Origin of the sequence: Streptomyces angustmyceticus, assembly GCF_040701845.1 — a bacterium.
GTDB classification, from domain to species: Bacteria; Actinomycetota; Actinomycetes; order Streptomycetales; family Streptomycetaceae; genus Streptomyces; species Streptomyces angustmyceticus_A.
Map to the genome: position 1 here is coordinate 329,198 of NZ_JBFBHQ010000001.1, position 17,392 is coordinate 346,589.

12 protein-coding genes are annotated in these 17,392 nt (G+C 70.7%); 3 read left to right on the top strand and 9 right to left on the bottom strand.

Annotation, left to right across the window (positions count from 1 at the left end; translation table 11 throughout):
* Positions 1–5 precede the first annotated feature (5 nt).
* The 4 genes from AB0411_RS01395 to AB0411_RS01410 all read right to left on the bottom strand — a co-directional run bounded on the left by AB0411_RS01395 (position 6) and on the right by AB0411_RS01410 (position 6,298).
* On the bottom strand, positions 6–767 hold the full coding sequence (locus AB0411_RS01395) for a GNAT family N-acetyltransferase (protein ID WP_366415117.1): 762 nt from the start codon (positions 765–767) through the stop codon (positions 6–8).
* A gap of 340 nt (positions 768–1,107) precedes the next feature.
* Positions 1,108–2,874 (bottom strand): BCCT family transporter, encoded by a 1,767-nt coding sequence (locus AB0411_RS01400; protein WP_437041084.1) that lies wholly within the window; start codon positions 2,872–2,874, stop codon positions 1,108–1,110.
* A 30-nt stretch (positions 2,875–2,904) separates the two neighbouring features.
* On the bottom strand, positions 2,905–4,245 hold the full coding sequence (locus tag AB0411_RS01405; RefSeq protein WP_366415118.1) for a M14 family metallopeptidase: 1,341 nt from the start codon (positions 4,243–4,245) through the stop codon (positions 2,905–2,907).
* A gap of 88 nt (positions 4,246–4,333) precedes the next feature.
* Positions 4,334–6,298 carry a Xaa-Pro dipeptidyl-peptidase gene (locus AB0411_RS01410; protein ID WP_403144704.1) on the bottom strand — a complete coding sequence of 655 codons (1,965 nt, stop codon included), beginning with the start codon at positions 6,296–6,298 and terminating at the stop codon, positions 4,334–4,336.
* A gap of 275 nt (positions 6,299–6,573) precedes the next feature.
* Between AB0411_RS01410 and AB0411_RS01415 the strand changes: the two genes are divergently transcribed.
* Positions 6,574–8,061 carry a M1 family metallopeptidase gene (locus AB0411_RS01415; RefSeq protein WP_366415119.1) on the top strand — a complete coding sequence of 496 codons (1,488 nt, stop codon included), beginning with the start codon at positions 6,574–6,576 and terminating at the stop codon, positions 8,059–8,061.
* Between the two features lie 83 nt (positions 8,062–8,144).
* Here the strand turns inward: AB0411_RS01415 and AB0411_RS01420 are convergent, their stop codons facing one another.
* Positions 8,145–8,939: an oxygenase MpaB family protein gene (locus AB0411_RS01420; protein ID WP_366415120.1), complete on the bottom strand. Its 795-nt coding sequence runs from the start codon at positions 8,937–8,939 to the stop codon at positions 8,145–8,147.
* Between the two features lie 477 nt (positions 8,940–9,416).
* Between AB0411_RS01420 and sph the strand changes: the two genes are divergently transcribed.
* Entirely contained in the window at positions 9,417–10,388 is a 972-nt protein-coding gene (gene sph / locus AB0411_RS01425) for a sphingomyelin phosphodiesterase (RefSeq protein WP_366415121.1), read from the top strand.
* Between the two features lie 48 nt (positions 10,389–10,436).
* Here the strand turns inward: sph and AB0411_RS01430 are convergent, their stop codons facing one another.
* Together AB0411_RS01430 and AB0411_RS01435 are read right to left on the bottom strand one after the other, a co-directional pair.
* A complete protein-coding gene (locus AB0411_RS01430) occupies positions 10,437–10,919 on the bottom strand; it encodes a macro domain-containing protein (RefSeq protein ID WP_366415122.1) in 483 nt (160 codons plus the stop codon).
* 158 nt (positions 10,920–11,077) lie between these two features.
* Positions 11,078–12,538, bottom strand: a complete 1,461-nt coding sequence (locus AB0411_RS01435) for an amino acid permease (RefSeq protein WP_366415123.1) — start codon at positions 12,536–12,538, stop codon at positions 11,078–11,080.
* A gap of 562 nt (positions 12,539–13,100) precedes the next feature.
* On the opposite strand from AB0411_RS01435, the gene AB0411_RS01440 reads away from it, so the two are divergent.
* On the top strand, positions 13,101–13,865 hold the full coding sequence (locus AB0411_RS01440) for a MerR family transcriptional regulator (RefSeq protein WP_366415612.1): 765 nt from the start codon (positions 13,101–13,103) through the stop codon (positions 13,863–13,865).
* 35 nt (positions 13,866–13,900) lie between these two features.
* Here the strand turns inward: AB0411_RS01440 and AB0411_RS01445 are convergent, their stop codons facing one another.
* Together AB0411_RS01445 and AB0411_RS01450 are read right to left on the bottom strand one after the other, a co-directional pair.
* Positions 13,901–16,105 carry a 3-hydroxyacyl-CoA dehydrogenase NAD-binding domain-containing protein gene (locus AB0411_RS01445; RefSeq protein ID WP_366415124.1) on the bottom strand — a complete coding sequence of 735 codons (2,205 nt, stop codon included), beginning with the start codon at positions 16,103–16,105 and terminating at the stop codon, positions 13,901–13,903.
* Positions 16,106–16,137: 32 nt separating this feature from the next.
* Complete coding sequence (locus tag AB0411_RS01450; RefSeq protein ID WP_366415125.1) at positions 16,138–17,352, bottom strand: acetyl-CoA C-acetyltransferase; 1,215 nt, start codon at positions 17,350–17,352, stop codon at positions 16,138–16,140.
* Positions 17,353–17,392 lie beyond the last annotated feature (40 nt).

The following is a 17,392-nucleotide window of genomic DNA, read 5'->3' on the forward strand; positions in this document are numbered from 1 at the left end:
GGACGTCAGCCGGCGGCCAGGCGCGCCGACACGCAGGGGTCCTCGTTGCGGTAGCCGAGACGGTCGTAGAGCCGTTCGGCGGGGGCGTTGTCCGCGAGCTGCCACAGCGTGCAGAAGCCGTGGTGGCGTACGGCGTACCGGGTCAGCCACGAGGTCAGGCCCGCGCCCAGGCCCTGACCGCGCTGGCGGGCGTCGGTGGCGACGGACGCCATCAGCGGGGCACCGCTGTCCCGCAGGCTGCTCAGCGCGCCGCAGGCCACCAGTTGCCCTTCCGCGCCGCGGATCCCGGCCCACAGGGTGACGTCGCTGGAGCCGGGCCCGGTGGAGTGGGCGGGGCTGTGCTCGTTGAGGAAGTCGAGCAGCTCCCCGTGGTGCGAAGCGTCGAGGGTGATCACCCGCTCCTCCGCCGGGTGGACGGCCGGCTCCTCCAGCGTCCAGCGGAAGATCCACTCCACGACATCGGCCACCGGCAGATGCCGTGCGACCTGCGAGGCGGTGCCGCGCGGCCCGGTGAACTCCCGTACGTGCCCGGGCAGGCCCTGCGCGGCCCGCAGCACCAGCCCGGCGGCGGGATCCGGTTCGCCGACGCACCACAGATGCCCGCGGGCGTCGTCGAGCCAGGCGGCAGCGCCGTGGCCCGACCAGCTGACGCGGTCGGCCGGACGCCGCCGCGCCGCGCCGAAGCGCAGCAGCGCGGCGCCGGTTTGCCGCTCCAGGCCCTGGTCGAACAGGTCCGCGGTCCGGGGGAGAAGAGTCGTTGCCTGCATCGCTCTCTGAGGAAGTAAAGGGGGAGGCGAACGGCCCGGACACGCACAGGCGCGACCGGATTCCGTCCATCTGGGTACAGGGGGAGCCCGGCGGCGGCTGCGCACGCGCGCGCCCGGCCGACCGGGACGGCCCACTGTGACATACCGCCCCCGGCCCGGGGCAAATCCGCTCCGCACTCCCCCTGGCCCGCACCGGCCGACGGCGGGAACACGGGCCGCGGCGCGGGCCCCGGACAGCCGGAGGGGCCGGCCGGAAACCTGTCCGACCGGCCCCCACCTGCACTGATGTGCGTCTCGGCGCACGCTCGCCGCAGGACGCGTCCGTCAGGTGAACACCTCGTCAAGGAGTCGTGTCCCGGGAGCTGTCGCCGCTCCCGGACCCGGCGCCGTCGTCGTCCGCGCGGTCCTCGGACGTCCCGTTGCCGCCCGGCCCGATCCGGAACTCGAAGTCGCCGTCGTACTGCTCATGGCCCGCGATCACGGCCATCTCGACGGCTTCCTCGCCCTTCTGGCCGCGCACGATCAGCGGGTCGCTGCGCAGATCGCGCATCAGCGCCCAGCACATGGCGATCATCACGACCATGAACGGCACCGCGACCAGGATCGTCAGATTCTGCAGTCCGGTCAGGGCGTCGCCCGAGCCGCCGCCGATCAGCAGCATGATCGCGGCGACCGCGCCGGTCACCACGCCCCAGAAGACCACCACGAGCCGGGTCGGCTCGAAGGTGCCCTTCTGCGAGAGGGTGCCCATGACGATGGACGCGGCATCGGCGCCGGACACGAAGAAGATGCCGACCAGGACCATGACCAGGATGCTCATGACCGTGGCGAGCGGGTACTGGTGCAGCACGTCGAAGAGGTGGCCCTCGGGGGTGCTCGACCCGCTCAGCTTCTTGTCGGCCTGCAGCTTCATCGCCGAACCGCCGAAGACCGCGAACCACGCCAGGCTGACCACGCTCGGGACGAGGATGACGCCGCCGATGAACTGCCGGATCGTCCGGCCGCGGCTGATCCGGGCGATGAACATGCCCACGAAGGGCGTCCAGGAGATCCACCACGCCCAGTAGAAGACCGTCCAGCTGCGCAGCCAGCTGCCCACGTCCGCGCCGCTGCTGGCCTCCGTACGGCCCGCCAGCTGCGGCAGTTCGCCGAGGAACGAGCCGAGGGAGGTGGGCAGCAGGTTGAGGATGAGGACCGTCGGGCCGACCACGAACACGAAGACCGCCAGGATCACCGCCAGCACCATGTTGATGTTGGACAGCATCTGGACGCCCTTGGCGATGCCGGAGACCGCGGACAGGATGAAGGCGATGGTCAGCACGGTGATGATGATCACCAGCAGACTGGTGCTGACGTTGTCCATCCAGCCCAGCACCTTGATGCCGCTGCCGATCTGCAGCGCGCCGAGCCCGAGCGAGGCCGCGGAGCCGAAGAGGGTGGCGAAGATGGCCAGGATGTCGATGACCTGGCCGCCCCAGCCGTTCGCCCGCCGCGTCCCGATCAGTGGCGTGAACACCGCGCTTATCGTCTGCCGCCTCCCCCGCCGGAAGCAGCTGTAAGCAATCGCCAGCCCCACGACCGCGTAGATGGCCCACGGGTGCAGCGTCCAGTGGAACATCGTGGTCGCCATCGCGGTGTCCATCGCCTGCGCGGCGTCCTTGGGATCGGTGCCCGGCGGCGGCGCGGCGAAGTGCCCCAGCGGCTCGCTGACGCCGTAGAACATCAGGCCGATGCCCATGCCCGCGCTGAACATCATCGCGATCCAGGACACGGTGCGGAATTCGGGCTCCTCGCCCTCCTTGCCGAGCGTGATCCGGCCGTACTTGCTGACCGCCAGCCAGATCGCGAAGATCACAAAACCGGAGGCGGAGAGCACGAACGCCCAGCCCCCGTTGTCGATCACCCAGTTCAGCATGGCGGTCGAGGCGCTCTTGAGGGACTCGGTGGAGGTCGCTCCCCAGGCGATGAAGGCGAGGGTGAGCAGTGCGGTCACACCGAAGACCACACGGTCGGTCTGCGGGGGCCCGGTCCGCCGCGGGTCTTCGGGAAGATCCGCCAGCAAAGGGGTGCCACCCCCGTCTCTGGCTTCCTTGACTGTCTCCGGCACGTGTCAACCTTTCAATGGGCCATATTTTCCTTACCCGTTACCCCCTACCACACGACGACAGACGTTCATGGGGGTTGCGACCGTAAGGTGATAACCGGCCCGCTCGTCCAGCAGGAGCGGGACGAGCTTGCGCAGCGGCTGGCGCAGCGGCACGACGACGCCGCCGCGGTCCCGCTTCCAGCGCACGCCGTGCAGCGCCAGTGCCTCCTTGACCTGCGCGAACCGGGCCGCGTCGAGACGGTAGGCGCAGGGCGGGTCGGACAGGACCTGGCCGTCGTCGGCGGGTTCGTTGTCCGCGCCGCCGAGGTAGACCGGGCCGCGGTCGGTGGCCCCGGCGAGCCGGGCGGCGGTGGTGGCCGCCTCGATGCGCGCGCGGTGCCGGTCGAAGAAGGTGAACGCGCCGTGCAGCGCGGCCAGCTGGGACCTCACCCGGCGCCGGTTGTTGAGCGCGGGGTCGGCCTTCTCGGCGGCGGTGAGGGGGTCGACCCGGGTCTCGACGAGCAGCCCCAGCGAGCCCTTCACCCCCGCGGTGTTGCGCAGGATCCGTTCCTGGCCGTCGCCCGCGACCTGCTTGACGGGGTCACCGGTCTCCGGGTCGGTCCAGATGCCGTAGACGCCGGTGGAGAAGCCGGCCCGGTGGACGGCGGGTTCGACGAAGTCCTCGGAGAGCGCCCTGGCTTCGCGGTGCACCCCGTCCGCGGTGTTGAGGTTGCGGGGCCACAGCGACAGCAGGTCCTTCATGTAGTACGGCACGGTCGGCCCGTACTCGTGCAGGTCGTAGAGGGTGTCGGGGCGGTAGTCGCGGATGACCCCGGCCACCGCGCGGGCCTCCGCGGTCTGCAGGGCGAGGTGATCGCGGTTGACGTCCACGCCGTCGGCGTTGCCACGGGTGTCCGCGGCGCGGCCGTCGGGGTTGGCGGTCGGCACGACCAGCACGCTGGTGTGCGCCAGGAAGCGACGGGTGGCCGGGGACTTGCTGTAGGCGAGGTTGCGGACGGTGGTCAGGCACGCCTCGCGGCCGGAGGGTTCGTCGCCGTGCTGGGAGCACACCAGCAGCACCGAGTTGCCGCGGCGGACCGCCGCCGGGCGCTCGGGGGCCGGGGCGCCGATCCTGACGAGCCGGAGCGGGCGGCCCTGCTCCGTGGTCCCGATCCGGTCGATCCGTACCCGGGCCGAGGCGCGGTCGACGGCGGAGAGGAACGCCTGCTCCTCGCTCCCGCTGGTCCAGCGGGCACCGTGGCTGATCTCGAATCCCGTACGGGGCACGGGGGTCCCGCTCGCGCGGGCGGGAGGGGCCGGCAGGGTCGCGCCGAGGCACGCCGTCAGGGCGACGGCCAGCGTCCCCAGGGCGGGGCGGCAGGAGCGGGACATCACGAGGGGCCTCCCTTGGGTGAACGGTGGGGGGAAGTGGGTCCGGTGCGGGGCCGCCCGCGGTGGGCGGCCCCGGGCGGTCGGGCGGTCAGTCCCCGGCCGGCAGCCGGCTGATCGAGCGCGGCGGGGCGATCCCGTCCAGCGGTGCGGCCCCGGCGTCGTGCCGGGGCGCGTCCGCGGTGGCCCGCGCGAAGGCCGGGGCCCCGCCGGTCAGCGGCAGCACGGCGGAGGTACGGGACAGGTCGAGGGTGAGCTTCGGTGTGGAGGCGGGCGGGTCGATCAGACCGGCGTCGGTACCGGCGACGATGAGCGCGAGCCGGTGCCCGGCGGGCACGATGTGGTCGCAGGCGGCCAGGTCCAGGGTGAGGGTGTAGCGCTTGCCCGGGGTGAGCGGGCGGCCCTTGCGGGGGTCGGCGTAGGTGCCGAGGTCGGCCCAGCCGCGGCTGAAGACGGTGTATCCGACCTTCTCGGTGTCGGCCGCGGTCTCCTTGAAACACCCGGTGTCGCCGGGGGTTCCGGCGCCCCAGCAGGTGCGCTTGTCGAGGGTGGTGATGCCCTCGCCGTCGGCCGCGTAGTTGCGGATGGTGTCCGGCCCGATGTCCACCAGGACGGCGGAGAGATGGGCGGTGGAGGTGCTCGGAGTGGCGCTCACCGTCACCTTGCCGGAGCCGGACAGCCGCAGCGGGGCGCGCAGCGGCGCGGTGCGGAACCCGGCCTTGGCGGGGGTGGGTTCATCGATCCGGGCGGCCCAGTCGGCCTCGCTCAGCTTCGGGTCGTCGGTGAAGGCCGCGGTCGCACCGTGCGGGGCCCGGGCGGTGCCCAGCACGCCGACGCCGGGTGCGGTGCCGCCGCGCGGGCGCAGGGTGGTCGTCCGCGTACCGGGGGCGGGCCACTGCCGGTCGGTGGACCAGGTGCCGGGGGAACGCTCGACGTCGGCCATGGGGGCGCGGTCGATGCCGTTGTCGTAGCCCATCAGGTAGTGGTCGAACCAGTGGTGCAGGGTGGTGACCCAGTCCCCGCGGCGGTAGTCGAAGGGGTCGACGTGCCCCGTCTGGGAGAGCCAGATCTTGCGCTCGACGCCGTGCCGGGCGAGCGCGTCCCACCACTGTCCGGCGTGCCGGGTGCGGACGTTGAGGTCCTGCATGCCGTGCACCAGGAAGACGCTGGCCCGGACCTTGTCCGCATGGCGCACGTAGTCGCGCTCGGTCCACAGCCCGGTCCAGTCGCCGCTGCGCGGCGCACCGTCGGCGAGCTTCTTCTGCATCGCGGCGCAACGCTTGTGCGCCTCGGGGCTGTTGACGAGATCCGCGAGGGTGTCGGGGCCCGAGTCGTAGAGCGGGGCACCCTGGGCGAAGTAGTAGTCGTACCAGGAGGAGATGCCGGCGATCGGGACGATGGTCTTGAGCCCCTTGACGCCGGTGGCCGCGACGCCGTTGGCGATGGTGGCGTCCCAGCTCTTGCCGATCATGCCGGTACTGCCGTTGGACCAGCCGGCGGTGACGGGGGTGCCCCCGGTACGGGAGGTGTAGGCGCGGCCTCTGCCGCCGAGCCAGTCGACGACGGCCTTGGCCGAACCGATGTCGGAGCGGCCGCCGATGTCGATGCAGCCGTCCGAGCGGTTGGTGCCCGCGAGGTCGACGAGGACCGTCGCATAGCCGCGCGGCACGAAGTAGTTGTCGTAGTAGAGCGGGAACTGGACCGGCCGGCCGTGGTCGTCGTAGGTCTTCTTCTGGCTCTCGTTGCCGCGGCCGCAGCAGGAGTAGTACGGGCTGGCGTCCATGATCACGGGGATCCTGCGGCCCTGCTGCGCGGGTTCGGCGGGCCGCACGATGTCGACGGCGACGCGGTCGGTCCTGCCGTCCGCGTCGCCGTCGAGCCGTGTGTCCACCCAGACCGATTCGCGTATCGCGTGGTCGTAGGAGTAGACGGGTCTGCTCTCCCGGGGCGCCGCCTGCGCGGCGGCCGGCCCGGTCAGGGCGGACAGCAGGGCGACGACGGCCGTCAGCACGAGCACGGTGAAGGGGGTGCGGAGGATCCGCGCAGGATTCGTCACGGGCGGACGGTAGCGCGGCTCAACTCCCGTGCGTAAGAGCCCGTCCGGGAACCCCGGCTGCCGCGGCCGCCGCCGAGGGGCGGCACCCGGGGGCGGATGCGGAGGGCGGGGGGCGACCGCGCACGCGGGAGGCCCTGCCGGGCCGGTGCGCCCCGCCGGCGCGGCCCGGGGTGGTTCATGTCGGTCATGTGTCAGATGAGGCCATGTACATGACGCCGCCCGGTCGCAGTACATAAGGTCGGACTCGAGCCATCCCCCTACGAGTTGGAGGACTCGTGCGTCACAGACTCCTGGTCCCGGGTGCCGCCGCACTCAGCCTGCTGCTGGCGATCCCGGCCTCCGCGGCCGGCTTCACCCCGGGCGCTCCGGGTGTGGGCGACAGCTACTACCCCGAGAGCGGAAACGGCGGATACGACGTTTCCCACTACGACCTGCGACTCAAGTACCAGCCGAAGACGGACCTGCTGGAGGGGACGGCGACGCTGCTCGCCAGGACCACCCAGGACCTGTCGCGCTTCAACCTGGACTTCGGCCTCAAGGTCAGCGAGATCCGGATCAACGGCAAGAAGGCCTCCTTCGCCACGTCCGGCAAGCACGAGCTGGAGGTCACCCCGGCCACGCCGCTGGAGAAGGGCCGGCAGATCAGCGTCGTCGTGCGCTACGCGGGCAAGCCCTCCGAGCTGAAGATCGACAACTTCAGCGCCTGGGCCCGTACGCCCGACGGCGCGGTGATCGCGCAGGAGCCGGACGCCGCGGTGTGGTGGTTCCCGAGCAACGACCACCCGACCGACAAGGCGACCTACGACGTCTCGGTGGCGGTCCCGGACGGCACCCAGGCGCTCAGCAACGGCGTGCTGGCCTCGCAGTCCTCCAAGCTGGGCTGGACGCGCTACAACTGGCGCTCGGACAAGCCGCAGGCGACGTACCTGACGACGCTGGCCATCGGCAAGTTCGACATCACCACCGACAAGACCGCCAAGGGCCTGCCGGTCATCAACGCGGTCAGCAAGGACCTCGGCGCGAACGCCGGCTCGGCACGGGCCAGCATCGAGCGCACCACCGAGGCCACCGAGTGGCTGGAGACCGTCTTCGGCCCCTACCCGTTCAACGCGGTGGGCGGCTACGTGCCGAACGTGCCGGCCCACTACGCCCTGGAGACCCAGACCCGCCCGTTCTACGGCGAGAAGGCCTTCGACCGCGGGACCAACGTCTCCGTCGTCGTACACGAGCTGGCCCACCAGTGGTACGGCGACAGCGTCTCGCTCAAGGACTGGAAGGACATCTGGATCAACGAGGGCTTCGCCGCCTACAGCCAGTGGCTGTGGTCGGAGAAGGAGGGCGAGGGCACCGCGCAGGAACTGGCGGACTACGTCTATTCCCAGCACCCGGCCGATGACCCGTTCTGGAAGGTCAAGCCGGGCAACCCCGGCGCGGAGAACCAGTTCGACGACGCCGTCTACGACCGTGGCGCGCTGGCCCTCCAGGCGCTCCGTAACAAGATCGGCGACAAGGCCTTCTTCGCGCTCCTCAAGTCCTGGCCGACGGAGCACCGGTACGGCAACGCCTCGGTGGCCGACTTCGTGAAGTTCGCCGAGAAGAAGTCCGGCAAGAAGCTGGCCGGGTTCTTCGACACCTGGCTGTTCGAGCCGTCCAAGCCGGAGGCGGGCGCGGGCACCTCGGCGTTCGGCACGGGGCGGGCGCCGGCCGCCGCGCCCAAGTCGTGGAAGCAGATCGCGGCCACGCACGACGTGCACCGGCACTGACCTGCGGACGGGCACCGCTCCGGTGCCCGTGCGACGATCCGGCCGGAGCGGGGGCGACCCTGCTCCGGCCGGAGCGGTTCCAGCTACCCGCGCGCCGCCCGGCGGGCCCGGCGCGCGATCGGCAGGAACCGCAGACGTTCCGGAAGCACCGGGACCACGGCGCGGACGACCCGCCCGAAGCGGCGCAACCGGCGCTCCTGCTCGTCCGTCCATTCCAGGCCGATGGCCTGCCGGGCCTCCGGCGGCATCAGCCCGATCGTCAGGAAACGCCGGAGGCGGGCGAACCGCGGGCACAGCCACGGCCAGGTCAGCCGCAGGAGCAGCCGCAGCCACCGGGGTCCGCGGTCCGGGACCGGAAGTTGGGGGTCCGCTGCCACCAACTCCCGCACCACGGCCGTCGCTTCGAGGTCGTTGCCGAGGACCTTCTGGTAGTACGGCCAGAACTCCTCGATGGTCTGCGGCATATCGCGGTCGTGGATGCCCAGGATCCGCCCGACCTGGAGCCACTCCGCGTACAGCCGGCGCTCCTGGGCCTCGGTGAAGGGGCGGCCGAGATAGCGCCGGGCGTACCGGAAGACGGGGTAGCCGGTGGCGTGCACCCAGGCGTAGTACTCGGGGGTGAGGGCGTGGTAGGGGCGGCCGTGCGCGTCGGTCCCCTGGATGCTCTTGTGCAGCTGCCGCAGCCGCCGCCCCTCCGCGGCCGCACCCTCACCTCCGTACACCCACAGCTGCAGCGAGGCGAGCGACCGCTCGCCGCGCCCCCACGGGTCCGTACGGAACGCGGAGTGGTCGTCCACCCCGGCGCCCACCGCCGGGTGCGCGACCTGCATGGTCAGCGCCGCGGGCAGGGTGAGCAGGATGCGGACGTCCCCGGCCATCGACCAGAGCACACCTCCGACCGGCGGGGGGTTTGGGTCATTTTTCACCGTATTCATGTCATTAATCATGATACGGCGCGCCCAGCGGGCGAGGGAGGCCGGGGGCACCCCGGACGGGTACGCCCTCCCGCCCGCTCCGGCCACCGCTCCACGACGATCCGCCCAGCTCAGGGGGCCCTTGCGCGCACCTCGGGGCGCACCTTGCGCTCACCCCAGGGTGCGCCTTGCGCTCACCTCAAGCCGTGCCTTGCGCCCAGCCCGAGGGGGGAGAGATGCCGCCCTGCCCACAGCTCCGGGCGCGCCCCAGCACCGGGCACCACTCCCCCAACGCGCCCGCACGCCAACGCAAACGGGATCGGCGCCCCAAAACGACTTCGGCTTGTCCATCTCCTGCCCACCAGGAGGTTACCTGAAGGTAACCCTGGCTGATTGGATGAGCGTCACCGGACCAAGTCCCCACCCCCACAGGGAGATTCAGTGTCGCACTCAGCGCTGCGCACGTCCCGGATCGCCGCCCTCGTCACGGCCCTCACCGCCGTCACCCTGGCCGCCGCCCCGTCCGCGTCGGCCGCCACCGCCCCCCGTCTGAAGGTGCTCAGCTACAACACCTTCCTCATGAGCAAGACCCTCTATCCCAACTGGGGCCAGGACCACCGCGCCCGGGCGATCGCGGCCGCGGACTTCTTCCAGGGCAATGACGTCGTGGTGCTGCAGGAGGCGTTCGACAACTCCTCCTCCGAGGCGCTGCAGGCGGCGGCCGCGGCACAGTATCCGCACCAGACTCCGGTGGTGGGCCGGAGCAGGAGCGGCTGGGACGCCACCGGCGGCGCCTACTCCGCCGTCACTCCGGAGGACGGCGGAGTGACGCTGCTGAGCAAGTGGCCGGTGCTGCGCAAGGAGCAGTACATCTACCAGGACGCCTGTGGTTCGGACTCCTTCTCCAACAAGGGCTTCGTCTATGCGGTGTTGGACGTCAACGGCACCAAGGTGCATGTGGTCGGCACCCACACCCAGTCCACCGACTCGGGCTGCAAGGCGGGCGAGGCGGCCGCCGACCGCGCCGAGCAACTCCAGGAGATGGACGCCTTCCTGGACGCCAAGGACATCCCGGCGGACGAGGAGGTGATGGTCGCCGGCGACCTGAACATCGACTCACACGGTGCCGAGTACGACGCACTGCTCCGCAACGCGGACCTGGCGCCCGCCGACAGCCGCACCGGCCACCCCTACTCCTTCGACACCCAGGAGAACTCCGTCGCGAAGTACCGCTACCCCGACGACCCGCGCGAGGACCTGGATTACGTCCTGCACCGCAACGGCCACGCCCGCCCCGCCGGATGGCAGAACACCGTGATCAAGGAGCAGTCGGCTCCCTGGACGGTCTCCAGCTGGGGCAAGAAGTACACCTACACCAATCTCTCCGACCACTATCCGCTGATCGGCGGCTGAGGCAGGGGCGCACGGCGGGCGGCTGGCGGCTGGCGGCTGGCGGGGAGTTCAGCGGTCGTAGACCGTCACCGGTATGCCCCGCCGGGTGAGCCGCTCCGATATCAGCGGCTCCACCCGGGACCACCTACCGCCCGCCAGACCGCAGCCGATCCGCGGCATATGAACCGACGCCCCGAGCTCCTGGGCCCGGTCCGCGACCCGGCCGAGCCCGGCGCCGATGGCGTCGTACCGCACGGGGGCGCCCTTGCTGCCCGTACGGATGCCCCGCTGTCCGACGACATTGGCCACCCAGAGGCGGTCGGCTACCTGGACGAACTGTGCGGCACCCAGCCCGAAGTCGTTCCGCGCACGCTCGCGGTGCCACCGCCGGTAGGCGGCCTCCGGCTCCGGCCAGCGCCGGGAGAGCGCCAGCACAAAGCCCTTGCCCCAGCCGCCCAGGTCGTTGCAGAGATGCGTGATCATTTTGACGCCCTTGCCCTGCGGTGCGGAGGCGTCCCCCTTGATGTATGAGATCCCCGTGCTCTCCGTCATGCCTCCACGGTAGGGGCGGGCACTGACAATCGGCCGGGGCCGAGGAAACCGTGCCGCGCCGGAACCCGTTCCGCCGCCCTGCACGCGCAAGGGCGGTCACGGACGCCTCCCGGCCTCCGTGACCGCCCTTCGTTCGGCGGGCGTGCGCTACCGCACGACTACTTCGACAGCTCGCGTTCCTTGGCGATGCGGCTCACCCGGCCGCGGACCGCGAACCAGCCGCCGACCAGGGCGACGGCGAGGACCGGGATCAGCATGACGGTCTGCCGGCCGACACCGTCGTCGAACCACATCAGGACGATCACGCCGAGCAGGAAGGCGATGGTGGCGATGTCGGTGACCGGCGTGCCGGGGAGCCGGAAGCGCGGGCGCTCGACCAGGCCTTCCTTCGAGCGGCGCACGAACACCATGTGGCAGACCATGATCGTGCACCAGGTGCTGATGATGCCCAGCGCCGCGATGTTCAGGACGATCTCGAACGCCTCGCCCGGCACGACGTAGTTGAGCGCGACACCCAGCACACACACCGCGGAGGTGAGCATGATGCCGCCGTACGGCACCTGGTTGCGGTTCATCAGGCCGGCGAACTTGGGCGCGGAGCCCGCCATCGACATGGAGCGCAGGATGCGGCCGGTCGAGTAGAGCCCGGAGTTCAGGCTGGACATCGCCGCGGTCAGCACCACGAGGTTCATCACATCGCCCGCGGCCGGCACACCGACGTTGGACAGCACCGTGACGAAGGGGCTCTGGCCGTCGACGTACTTGTTCCACGGCAGCAGCATCGCCAGCAGGATCACCGAGCCGACGTAGAAGACGCCGACCCGCCACATGATGGAGTTGACGGCCTTCGGCACGACCTTCTCCGGCTCACCGGTCTCACCGGCGGTCACACCGACCAGCTCCACGGCGGAGTAGGCGAAGACCACGCCCTGGAGCACGATCACCACGGGCAGCAGACCGGTCGGGAAGATACCGCCGTGGTCGGTGAGCAGGTTCAGCCCTGGCGAGTGGCCGCCGACCGGGTGCTGGGTGGCCAGCAGGAAGATGCCGATGAACATGAAGACGACCAGCGCCGCGACCTTGATGATCGCGAACCAGAACTCCAGCTCACCGAAGATCTTCACCGAGATCAGGTTCACGGTCAGCACGACCGCGAGCGCGATCAGTGCCATCACCCACTGCGGGATGTCGGTGAACAGGCTCCAGTAGTGGGTGTAGAGCGCGATCGCGGTGATGTCGGCGATACCGGTCGTGGACCAGTTGACGACGTACATCCAGCCGGCGACGTAGGCGCCCTTCTCCCCCAGGAACTCACGGGCGTACGAGACGAACGAACCCGACGACGGGCGGTGCAGCACCAGCTCGCCCAGTGCCCGAACGACGAAGAAGGCGAAGAGGCCGCAGACCGCATAGGCAATGGCCAGGGCGGGGCCGGCGGAGTGCAGACGGCCACCGGCACCCAGGAACAGGCCGGTGCCGATCGCTCCGCCGATGGCGATCATGTTGATGTGCCGGCCCTTGAGGCCCTTGCTGTAGCCCGCGTCGCCCGCATCCTGCTGCGCGCCGCTTCCCCCGTCAGGTGACCCGTGGGCTGTCTCGGTGACGGTTTCTGTGCTCACTGGTGGTGCATCTCGCTTTCGGGGAGGCGCTTGAGCGAAGCCGATCTCGCGGATAGCGCGGACGGCCGACGGCACACCTTCCCTGAAGAGCGCCCCCCCGTCTGTGGGCAAGATCACAGCGTGTATAGGCCATCCAAGATTTGTCCTTTTTTGTCGCGAATTTTCCGGTGGTTAAGTTTCAGGAAGGTTTCCGTTCGGCCCATTCCGGCCCTCACTCGCCGCCGGGAACCCTTCATTCGTGACCGGTTCGGTCCGGTGAAAGCGGTCGTTTGTCCCCGCGTGAGCGCCTCCGCCGCGCCGGAACCTCCGCATGACGCCGACTTGCGGCCGCCGGTTCCCGGGGACCGCGTGCACACGCTCCGTAGCGACCACCGGCTTCTCCCGGCACCCGACCCCGGGTGCGCCCGCCCTCCAGGCGGGGTCCGCGGGCCGCGCCTGGCACGAGCAGTACGGTCCCGGCCGCTGCATAAAGCAATGAAGGCGAGACAGGAGGAGAACAAGGGGGCAGAAGGGTTCAGAAAGGTTTCACAGGAGTGGTGAGACAGCAATACTGTTGAACATGATGGAGACCGCCACGGACCTGACGGTCGACGAACTGGCCGCCCGCGCCGGCGTCACCGTCCGCACGATCCGCTTCTACAGCACGCGGGGGCTGCTGCCGCCGCCGGAGATCGGTCCGCGCCGGGTCGGCCGCTACGGACCCGACCACCTCTCGCGGCTCGCCCTCATCGAGGAACTCCAGCACCAGGGGCTGACGCTCTCCGCGATCGAACGCTATCTGGAGCAGCTGCCGCCGGACCTCAGTGCCCAGGATCTGGCCATCCACCGGGCGCTGGTGGCGAGTTGGATTCCGGACAAGGCGGAGGACGCGACCCGGGAGCAGCTGGAGCGGCGGGTCGGCCGGGCGCTGACCGAGGAGGATCTGGACCGGCTGGCGGCCATGAGCGTGCTGGTACGGACCGATGATCCGCGGGTCTTCCGGGTCGACCCGGGGCTGCTGCATCTGGGCGCCCGGCTGCTGGACGTCCCGATCGCGCTGGAGACGATCATCGCGGCGCGCACCGTGGTCATCGAGCACACCCGCTCGGCGGCACGGGAGCTCAGCCGGCTCTTCAAGGACGAGGTGTGGGAGCCGTACCGGGACGGCGGGCCGGACGACGAGGAGCTGGCGCGGATGAAGTCGCTCTCGGCCCATATGCAGCCGATGGTGGTACAGGCACTGGTCACCGCGTTCCAGCGGTCGATGAAGCAGGAGCTGCGGGAGTCGTTCGGCAAGGAGGGCGGCAACGGCCCGGCGGACCAGGAGGTCCGCACCGCGCAGGGGTGACGGGGCGGGCCGCCGGGGCCCGCCCCCATGACCGGTCAGTCGCTGAACGTCTCGCCCTTCTCGGCCTTTTCGACCAGCAGCGCGGACGGCGCGAACCGGTCTCCGTAGGCCTCCTGCAGCTCGCGGGCGCGGGCCACGAAGCCGGGCAGGCCGACGAGTTCCTCGCGTCCGGGGCCGCCCTGGTAGCCGTTGATGTACTGGATCACTCCGCCGGTCCAGCCCGGGAAGCCGATGCCGAAGATGGAGCCGATGTTGGCGTCGGCGACGGAGGTGAGCACGCCCTCCTCGAAGCAGCGGACGGTGTCCAGCGCCTCGGCGAAGAGCATCCGCTCCTGCATGTCGAGGAACGGGACGGTGGCGTCCTTCTTGGTGAAGTGCTCACGCAGGCCGGGCCACAGGCCGGCGCGCTTGCCGTCGTCGCCGTACTCGTAGAACCCGGCGCCGCCGCTGCGGCCGGGGCGGCCGAACTCGTCGACCATCCGGTCGATCACCGCGTCGGCCGGGTGCGGCTGCCAGCTGCCGCCGGCCTCCTCGACCGCCCGCTTGGTCTCCTCGCGGATCTTGCGCGGCAGGGTGAGGGTCAGCTCGTCCATCAGGGACAGCACCTTGGCCGGGTAGCCGGCCTGGGCCGCGGCCTGCTCGACGGAGACCGGGTCGAGGCCCTCGCCGATCATCGCCACGCCTTCGTTGATGAAGTGGCCGATGACGCGGGAGGTGAAGAAGCCGCGCGAGTCGTTGACGACGATCGGGGTCTTCTTGATCTGCCGGACCAGGTCGAAGGCGCGGGCCAGCGCCTCGTCGCCGGTCCGCTCCCCCATGATGATCTCCACCAGCGGCATCTTGTCGACCGGCGAGAAGAAGTGCAGACCGATGAAGTCCTGGTCGCGTTCGACGCCCTCGGCCAGCAGCGTGATGGGCAGGGTGGAGGTGTTGGAGCACAGCAGCGCGTCGGGCTCGACGATGTGCTGGATCTCCTTGAACACCTTGTGCTTGAGGGCGACGTCCTCGAAGACGGCCTCGATGACGGCGTCACAGCCGGCGAGGTCCGCCGGCTCGGCAGTGGGCGTGATGCGCGCCAGCAGCTCGTCGCGCTGCTGCTCGGTCGTCCGGCCCCGGGAGAGCGCCTTGTCGAGCAGTCCCGCCGAATACTCCTTGCCCTTCTGTGCCGCCTGAAGGGTCACGTCCTTGAGGACCACCTGCATGCCGGCCCGGGCGCAGGAGTAGGCGATGCCCGCGCCCATCATGCCGGCGCCGAGGACCGCGACCTTCTGGACCGGGCGGGGCTCGATGCCCTTGGGGCGGTTCGCGCCGGAGTTGACGGCCTGCAGATCGAAGAAGAACGCCTGGATCATGTTCTTGGAGATCTGGCCGGTCACCAGCTCGACGAAGTAGCGCGCCTCGATGGTCTGCGCGGTCTCGAAGTCGACCTGGGAGCCCTCGACCGCGGCGGCGAGGATGTTGCGCGGGGCGGGGTAGGGCGCGCCGTTGAGCTGCTTCTTGAGGTTGGCGGGGAACGCCGGGAGGTTGGCGGCGAACTTCGGCTGGGCGGGGGTGCCGCCGGGGATGCGGTAGCCCTTGACGTCCCAGGGCTGCTGGGACTCGGGGTGCTCCTCGATGAAGGTGCGGGCCTTGGCCAGCAGCTCCTCGGGGGTGGCCGCGACGTCGTGGATCAGCCCGGCGTCCTTGGCGCGGGTGGCGTTGTACTGGGTGCCCTGGAGCAGCACCTTCAGCAGCGCGTCGGCGATCCCGAGCAGCCGGACGGTACGGGTGACACCGCCCGCGGCGGGCAGCAGGCCGAGGGTGACCTCGGGCAGGCCGATCTTGGTGCCGGGGGCGTCGAGGGCGACGCGGTGGTGGCAGGCCAGCGCGATCTCGTAACCGCCGCCCAGCGCCGCGCCGTTGATCGCGGCGACGACGGGCTTGCCGAGGGTTTCGATCCGGCGCAGGTCCCGCTTGATGCCGGTGCCCGTGGCGAAGGCCTGCTCGGCCTGTGCGGGGGTGACGGCGATCAGGTCGTGCAGGTCACCACCGGCGAAGAAGGTCTTCTTGGCGGAGGTGAAGATGATGCCGCGGATGTTGTCCTTCTCGGCCTCCAGGCGGTCGGCGACCGCGGTGAGGGAGGTCTTGAAGGCGCTGTTCATGGTGTTGGCGGACTGGTCCGGGTCGTCCAGGACCAGGGTGACGATGCCGGTCTCGTCCTGTTCCCAGCGAATGGTCGACAAAGCAGCGGATTCACTCATGGTGCGTACTCCGTGGTGGGTGGGACGAGGGGTCAGAGGCGCTCGATGACGGTGGCGATGCCCATGCCGCCGCCGACGCAGAGGGTGGCCAGGCCGTAGCGCTTGTCCTGCCGCTCCAGCTCGTCGATGAGGGTGCCGAGGATCATCGCGCCGGTGGCGCCGAGGGGGTGGCCCAGGGCGATGGCGCCGCCGTTGACATTGACCTTGTCCAGGCTCAGGCCCATGTCCTTGACGAACCGCAGCACGACGGCGGCGAAGGCCTCGTTGATCTCGACCAGGTCGATGTCGTCGATGGTCAGCCCGGCCTTGGCGAGGGCCTTGCGGCTGGCGGGCGCGGGGCCGGTGAGCATGATCGTCGGCTCGGAGCCGGAGACCGCGGCCGAGAGGATGCGGGCCCGCGGGGTGAGGCCGTAGCGCTCGCCGACCTCCTTGGAGCCGATGGCGACGAGCGCCGCGCCGTCCACGATGCCGGAGGAGTTGCCCGCGTGGTGGACGTGGTCGATCTTCTCGACCCAGTGGTACTTCTGCAGGGCGACCGCGTCGAAGCCGCCGGCGTCGCCGATGGTGGCAAAGGACGGCTTGAGGCCGGCCAGGGAGTCGGCGGTGGTGCCGGGGCGCATGTGCTCGTCGTGGTCGAGGACGACCAGGCCGTTGCGGTCGCGCACCGGGACGACGGAGCGGTCGAAACGGCCGTCCTTCCAGGCCTCGGCCGCGCGCTCCTGGGAGAGCGCGGCGAACTCGTCGACGTCCCGGCGGGTGTAGCCCTCGATCGTGGCGATGAGGTCGGCGCCGATGCCCTGCGGGACGAAGCCGGTGTCGAAGTTGGTCATCGGGTCGGCGAACCAGGCGCCGCCGTCGGAGGCCATCGGGACCCGCGACATGGATTCGACGCCGCCCGCTAGGACCAGGTCCTCCCAGCCCGAACGCACCTTGGCGGCGGCCATGTTGACGGCCTCCAGACCCGAGGCACAGAAGCGGTTCTCCTGGACGCCGGCCACCGTGTCGGGCAGCCCCGCGGCGATCGCCGCGATCCGGGCGATGTCGGATCCCTGGTCGCCGACCGGTCCGACGACGCCGAGCACGATGTCGTCGACGGCGGCCGGGTCCAGCCCGGGGAAGCGCCGGCGCACTTCGTGGATCAGGCCGACGACCAGGTCGATCGGCTTGGTGCCGTGCAGTGCGCCAGTGGCCTTGCCGCGGCCGCGCGGGGTGCGGACCGCGTCGTATACGTACGCTTCGGTACTCAAGTCAACAAGCCTTTCGCATGAGGGTGGAGGCGGGAGCAGC

Coding starts and splice junctions, on each gene's coding strand:
- AB0411_RS01440 (WP_366415612.1), top strand. CDS start 13,101: ATGGAGACCGCCACGGACCTGACGGTCGACGAACTGGCCGCCCGCGCC.
- AB0411_RS01445 (WP_366415124.1), bottom strand. CDS start 16,105: ATGAGTGAATCCGCTGCTTTGTCGACCATTCGCTGGGAACAGGACGAG.
- AB0411_RS01395 (WP_366415117.1), bottom strand. CDS start 767: ATGCAGGCAACGACTCTTCTCCCCCGGACCGCGGACCTGTTCGACCAG.
- AB0411_RS01405 (WP_366415118.1), bottom strand. CDS start 4,245: ATGTCCCGCTCCTGCCGCCCCGCCCTGGGGACGCTGGCCGTCGCCCTG.
- AB0411_RS01420 (WP_366415120.1), bottom strand. CDS start 8,939: ATGGCCGGGGACGTCCGCATCCTGCTCACCCTGCCCGCGGCGCTGACC.
- AB0411_RS01430 (WP_366415122.1), bottom strand. CDS start 10,919: ATGACGGAGAGCACGGGGATCTCATACATCAAGGGGGACGCCTCCGCA.